3 protein-coding genes and 1 tRNA gene are annotated in these 3,135 nt (G+C 27.3%); 3 read left to right on the top strand and 1 reads right to left on the bottom strand.

Going from position 1 to position 3,135, the window contains the following annotated elements:
- Positions 1-53 precede the first annotated feature (53 nt).
- From RSD37_RS16610 to RSD37_RS16600, 3 genes are all read left to right on the top strand, one after another.
- A tRNA-Lys gene (locus RSD37_RS16610) sits at positions 54-129 on the top strand.
- A 173-nt stretch (positions 130-302) separates the two neighbouring features.
- Entirely contained in the window at positions 303-815 is a 513-nt protein-coding gene (locus tag RSD37_RS16605; protein WP_346947843.1) for a GNAT family protein, read from the top strand.
- A gap of 38 nt (positions 816-853) precedes the next feature.
- Entirely contained in the window at positions 854-1,957 is a 1,104-nt protein-coding gene (locus tag RSD37_RS16600) for a mechanosensitive ion channel family protein (RefSeq protein ID WP_346947842.1), read from the top strand.
- A gap of 43 nt (positions 1,958-2,000) precedes the next feature.
- Here the strand turns inward: RSD37_RS16600 and RSD37_RS16595 are convergent, their stop codons facing one another.
- Entirely contained in the window at positions 2,001-2,747 is a 747-nt protein-coding gene (locus RSD37_RS16595) for a hypothetical protein (RefSeq protein WP_346947841.1), read from the bottom strand.
- Positions 2,748-3,135 lie beyond the last annotated feature (388 nt).

Genomic DNA, 3,135 nt, shown 5'->3' with positions numbered 1-3,135 from the left:
TAGTACTGCACGGGCAGCTGTGTGGGAGGGTAGGTTGTTGCCAGGTTATTTATGGTTCACTAGCTCAGTAGGTAGAGCACATGACTTTTAATCATGGTGTCCGGGGTTCGATCCCCCGGTGAGCCACCAAAAGCACTTCAATATGAAGTGCTTTTTTTAATATTAATTTATAAAAATATATACACATTAGTTTTGGTAATATAAGTATGAGTAATGCAAAATTTACATATGAATATAGTTAGTGTATCATTTAAGATAAGTGATATAAATAACGTAAATATCATATGATGGGGGTAGCATGAATGAATAAAATATGTGAAGGCAGGAAAGTTTATTTAAGAAGTATAGAATTAGAAGATGCAGAATTAATAGTTAACTGGAAAAGTGATAATCTTGTTAGAAAAATGTCAGTAGGATTAAATACAGAGATTAATTATGAAAATCAATATGAAGATATTAAGATAAGCATTGATGAAGGGGAAGAGATATATCTCATCATAGTACTAAGTGATACTGATGAATCTATAGGATATATAAGAATAAATTGGATGGATAATAGTAGGAGAATAGCGTGGCTTAGGTTTGGATTAGGAAGTCATAGAGGTGAAGGATATGCAAAAGATGGATTAGAGTCCATAATAAATCATTTATTTAGTTATGGTGTTCATAGAATTGATGCAGAGGTCCTTAAATTTAATTATCCAAGCCAGGGAGTTTTAAGATCATTAGGATTTAAACATGAGGGAACAAGAAGGGATGCATATTATGAAGGAACAGAGTATAGTGATGTTCTAATATTTGGATTGATAGGATAAATAATTCTTTAGTTTAATAATTATTGGAGGAGTTAAATATGCTAATAGGGCAACTAAATATACTATCAAATAAGTATATAAAAATAGTTTTAGATAGTAAGTTTTTTGAAATGTGGAAATCAATTGCAATAGGAGTTGGTATATTTGTATTATGTATATTTCTAAAAAATATTTTTACAAAATACATTATAAAAATATTAGATAATATATTTACAGCTTTAAAAATAAAGAGTGCACGAAAAATTCTTAACGCTTTTGAAAAGCCTATAAGAATACTATTTATTGTAATTGGTACATATATATTCTTGGCAATATTAAGTTCAGCAATAGGATTAGATACAAGTAGTATTATGAATAAACTATTAGGTTCAGCTATTATAGGATTATTTGCAAATGGCTTAGTGAATCTTACAAATGATTCCAATGATTTCTTAACTAGGGCAAGTAATAAATATGATATTAAGGTAAATACAGTACTAATGCCTATGATGCATAGAGGTATTAAATTTCTTATAATAGTTTTTTCAATTATAGAAGTAGCAAATATTTGGGGATTAGATGTAAATGGATTTATAACAGGAATAGGGCTAGGCGGAGTTGTAATAGCTTTAGCGGCAAAAGACTTTGCTGCTAATATGATTTCTGGAGTTATAATATTCATGGATAGCCCATTTACAATAGGTGATTGGATAAAGTGTAGGGATTTAGAGGGTATAATAGAGGATATAAGCTTTAGAAGTACTAGAATAAGAACGGTTGATAAAGTGCTCATAACGGTACCTAATTCGTTACTAGCAAATGACCCTATTTTAAACTTTAATAAAAGAGAAAATAGAAGAGTTGCTATGGATATTGGGGTAACATATGATACTACTATGGAGAAACTTCAGATATGTGTTAAAAATATAAGAAAGATGTTAGCAAATCATGATGGTGTAGATAAAGAAATGATTAATGTAAGTTTTAACACTTTTAATGAGAGTAGCTTAGATATAAGTATTTATTTTTTTATAAATAAAGTTAATTTTAGTGAGTATATGAATATAAAAGAAGATATAAATTATAATATAATGAAAGTTCTAAGTGACGAAGAAGTAAGTATAGCGTTTCCAACTAGGAGTATATATATAGAGAGTAAATAAAAAAAGCAGGTAATTAAGAAATGAATTACCTGCTTTTTCTTATCTAATTATTTACAAACTTATCAATTTCATTGTATAAGCTTCTAACTCCATAGTGCCAATTTTGATCTGCAGAATATTTTTTGTTTACCCAAATTAATGGATCAACACTATCAGGTCTGTCTTTAGAGAGATTTATAATTGTACGACATGCAATTTCTGATGAATCAATGATATCAGTATTATAACTTTGCCAACTACAGAAAACGTTATATGGGTTATTTGCAATTTTAAAAGCACTAACGTTATCTTCAGGTACAAAACTCTGCTCTTGACCTGTAATAGCAAAAAGTAGTATAGGATTAATATTAAATTCTCTGCTTACATTAATTATAGAGGAGAAGTAAGGTTCTTCTCTAAGGATAGATGATCTAGTAGATAAATATTCTTGAAGAGCCTTTTCATCAATGGCCTGATATTTAAATGATTCTGGTAAGTGGAGTGTCTGATTTATTGCACTTTCACTTACAACATTATTAAGATGCAAATTTTTATATTTTTCTTGTGATTTTTCTAAATAGTAAGATTGATATATAGGATTGTGCTTTGAAATTTCAGAATTTAACAAGTTTAAATCATCTACCCTATAGGTTATAGATAAAGTATTAATGGTTTTTATATTATCTTTAAGTATATTTAAATTATCGTTTGTTTGATATAAACTTTCTTCTGTGGGCAATAAATTAGTTATTTGTAACATTAAAACAAATATAACTAAAAATGAAATAAGATTTTTTTTCTTTCTTCTCATAAATTTAATCACCATATCTCCTAAAATTTTTTAATAATAATTATAATCTGTCCTTAATAAAAATAATTATTCATTTTTCTATTGAAAATTTATTAGGTCATTAATAGATTAACTAGTATTGAGAGGAAAAATAATGATATGCTATATAGAAATTTAAAGTATAATATATGATTTAATGTTAAATATAGTATTATAATGTTGTGATAAAATGGAATAACTTAAACAAACAATGCCTAGTGTATCAATATAAGTATATGTCAGTAATTAAGAGAATTTTATAGAAAAATAGGTGTATTTATCATGTAGTGTCATAATTAATAAATTATATGTTTTAAAACCATGGTAAGATAAATCTTGTCGCTGAGAGATGCGGCAAAGAAACAACAGG

It is taken from the genome of Clostridium sp. (genome assembly GCF_036646415.1).
Taxonomy (GTDB): Bacteria; Bacillota; Clostridia; order Clostridiales; family Clostridiaceae; genus Clostridium_J.
This window is presented reverse-complemented; position numbering and strand designations above follow the sequence as displayed.